This is a genomic window from Nonomuraea sp. NPDC001684 (assembly GCF_053596515.1).
This window is the reverse complement of the sequence record NZ_JBSFGJ010000781.1, coordinates 1-2,390: the sequence shown is the minus strand read 5'-3', so window position 1 is coordinate 2,390 and position 2,390 is coordinate 1. Positions and strand designations below refer to the sequence as shown.

At 73.5% G+C, this 2,390-nt stretch carries 2 protein-coding genes and 1 pseudogene; 2 read left to right on the top strand and 1 reads right to left on the bottom strand.

Annotated elements, in window-relative coordinates; translation table 11 throughout:
- Positions 1-284: pseudogene (locus ACWCSD_RS51620) on the top strand (Clp protease N-terminal domain-containing protein); the annotation flags it as partial.
- Positions 285-470: 186 nt separating this feature from the next.
- Here ACWCSD_RS51620 and ACWCSD_RS51615 read toward each other — a convergent pair.
- Positions 471-1,493, bottom strand: a complete 1,023-nt coding sequence (locus ACWCSD_RS51615; protein ID WP_358300185.1) for a GNAT family N-acetyltransferase — start codon at positions 1,491-1,493, stop codon at positions 471-473.
- A 107-nt stretch (positions 1,494-1,600) separates the two neighbouring features.
- Between ACWCSD_RS51615 and ACWCSD_RS51610 the strand changes: the two genes are divergently transcribed.
- A partial coding sequence (locus ACWCSD_RS51610) for an NAD(P)/FAD-dependent oxidoreductase (RefSeq protein WP_449927070.1) occupies positions 1,601-2,390 on the top strand: 790 nt, incomplete at its 3' end.

Below are 2,390 nucleotides of genomic sequence, written 5' to 3'. Positions count from 1 at the left end.
CCGCGCTGGTGCTCGACGGCTGCGGCGTGGAGCTGGAGCACGTACGGGCCTTCGTGGAGCGCGAGGTGGGCCGCGGGGCCAGCTCGCCGAGCGGGCACATCCCCTTCACCCCGCGGGCCAAGAAGGTGCTGGAGCTGTCCCTGCGCGAGGCCCTGCAACTGCGCCACAACTACATCGGCACCGAGCACATCCTGCTCGGGCTGATCAGGGAAGGCGAGGGGCTGGCCGCCCAGGCTCTGGCGGACACCGGCGCCGACCTGAGCGACGTCCGGCAGCGCCTGCTCGACCGGGTGGGCCGCGGCACCAGGGAACGTCCTACGGAGGTGTACTTCGGCGGCGGCTCGGTGCTCGCCGAACGGCTCACCCGCATCGAGGAGAGCCTGGAACGCATCGAGCGCCACCTGGGCATCGGCCCTGCCGCCGCCGACCCTGCCGCCGCCGACCCCGAGTCCGGCGAGCCCGAGGAGGGCCTAGGCTGAGGCCCGCGCGCCGACCGGCAGCCGCGCCTCCACGACGCCCGGGTCCTCGGTCCGGCCGAGCGAGGCGCCCAGCGTGGTCAGCAGGCCGCGCATCCGCGCGTTGTCGGCCAGCAGGGTGGCCCTGACCTCCGCGTACCCGAGGTCGCGCGCCTGCCGCACCAGCATCCGGGCCAGCACGGCGCCCAGGCCACGCCCCTGCCAGCGGTCCTCGACCAGGAAGGCCATCTCGGCGATGCCGGGGTCGGGGGTGAACATGAGGTTCGCCATCGCCACGACCTGGCCGTCGTGCCCGGCGACCAGCGAGAAGCCCCTGCCGCGGTCGCAGAGCCGGTCGAACGCGCGCGGCGGGAGCGCGGGCATCGAGGTGAAGTAGCGGAACCTGCGGGCCTCGGGCGAGCACCTGTCGTGCAGGTCGCGCACGGCCTCGCGGTAGATCGTGGTGAGCGGCCGCACGGTGATCTCGGCGCCGTCGGCCAGTTTCAGTGCGCGTTCGGACGGGGTCTGCTCGGGCGCGGGCTGGGCGAGCCGGGCGAAGGAGGCCGCGCGGGCGGCCTCGGTCAGCGTGAACGGCAGCCCGGTGCGGCGCAGCCGGACCGCGCGCCGCCGCGCCACGGGCACGACGAGCAGGGTCGGGTCGGGGAGATCGCTCACCGGTTCACCATAGATCCACCGGGCGTCGTCCGCGCGCAGCAGCTCGGCCAGCAGCTCGGGCAGCCGCCAAGGCGTGGAACGCAGCCGGGAGGCCAGCAGCAGCGCCCTGGTCGGCTCGTCGGTCAGCTCGTGGGCGGTGGCGGGCACCACCTGGACGCGCCGGCCGCCGGCGGCCTCCAGCGCCTCGCGCACGGCCTCAGGGCTCGCCGGGATGTCGGCCACGAACTCGTCGACCGTGCCGTCGGCGTCGGACTGGACGCTCAGGCCGAGGATGTTGCCGCCCCTGGCGGCCAGGGCCGAGGCCAGCGAGGCCAGCCGTCCGGGTCGCTCGTCCACCGTGGTCCGGATGCGCAAGAATCCCATGGGAGGAGCATGCCTGGGACGTGTTACATGCCCGCTAACGACGGGTTTCATCACGAATTTCGTCGTGAGATGCGCCACCTAATCCCGATATAGCAGGATATGGGGCCATGAATGCGCAAGTTCCCTTGTCGTCCGGATTCGTCAACGGTGACGTGTCCTTCTGGTACCGCTCGTCCGGGGTGCCGGAGCCCGGTCCGCGGCTCGACGGCGACCTGCAGGCCGACGTGGCGATCGTCGGGGCCGGCTACACGGGGCTGTGGACCGCGTACTACCTCAAGAAGGCCCGCCCTTCACTCCGGGTGGTGCTGCTGGAGCAGGAGTTCGCCGGGTTCGGCGCCTCGGGGCGCAACGGCGGCTGGCTGACCGGCGACCTGGCCGGCTCCCACGAACGGTACGGCTCGGACGCCCGCCGGCTGCAGCGCGAGATGTACGCCTCCATCGACGAGGTCATCGCGGTCTGCGAGAACGAGTCGATCGACTGCGACATCGTCAAGGGCGGCGTGGTGAACGTGGCCCGCACCCCCGCCCAGGCCGACCGGCTGCGCGCCTCGGTGGCCGCCGCCCGCGCCTGGGGCATCGAGGAGGCGGACCTGCGCCTGGCCGACCCATCGGAGCACGTCCGCGTGGCGGGCGCCCTGGCGGCCTCCTGGAGCCCCCACTGCGCCCGCATCCAGCCCGCCAAGCTGGCCCAGGGGCTGGCCAGGGCCGTACGCGACCTCGGCGTCCCGGTCTACGAGCGCACCCCGGTCACCGAGATCGCCCCCGGCCGGGCGGTGACCCCGTACGGGACGGTCACGGCGGCGTACGTCATCCGCGCCACCGAGGGCTTCACCGCCCGCCTGAACGGCCTGCGCCGCCAGTGGCTGCCCATGAACAGCTCCATGATCGTCACCGAGC

Bases quoted from the DNA above. Each gene is read 5' to 3' on its own strand.
- ACWCSD_RS51615 (WP_358300185.1), bottom strand. From the start codon at position 1,493: ATGGGATTCTTGCGCATCCGGACCACGGTGGACGAGCGACCCGGACGG.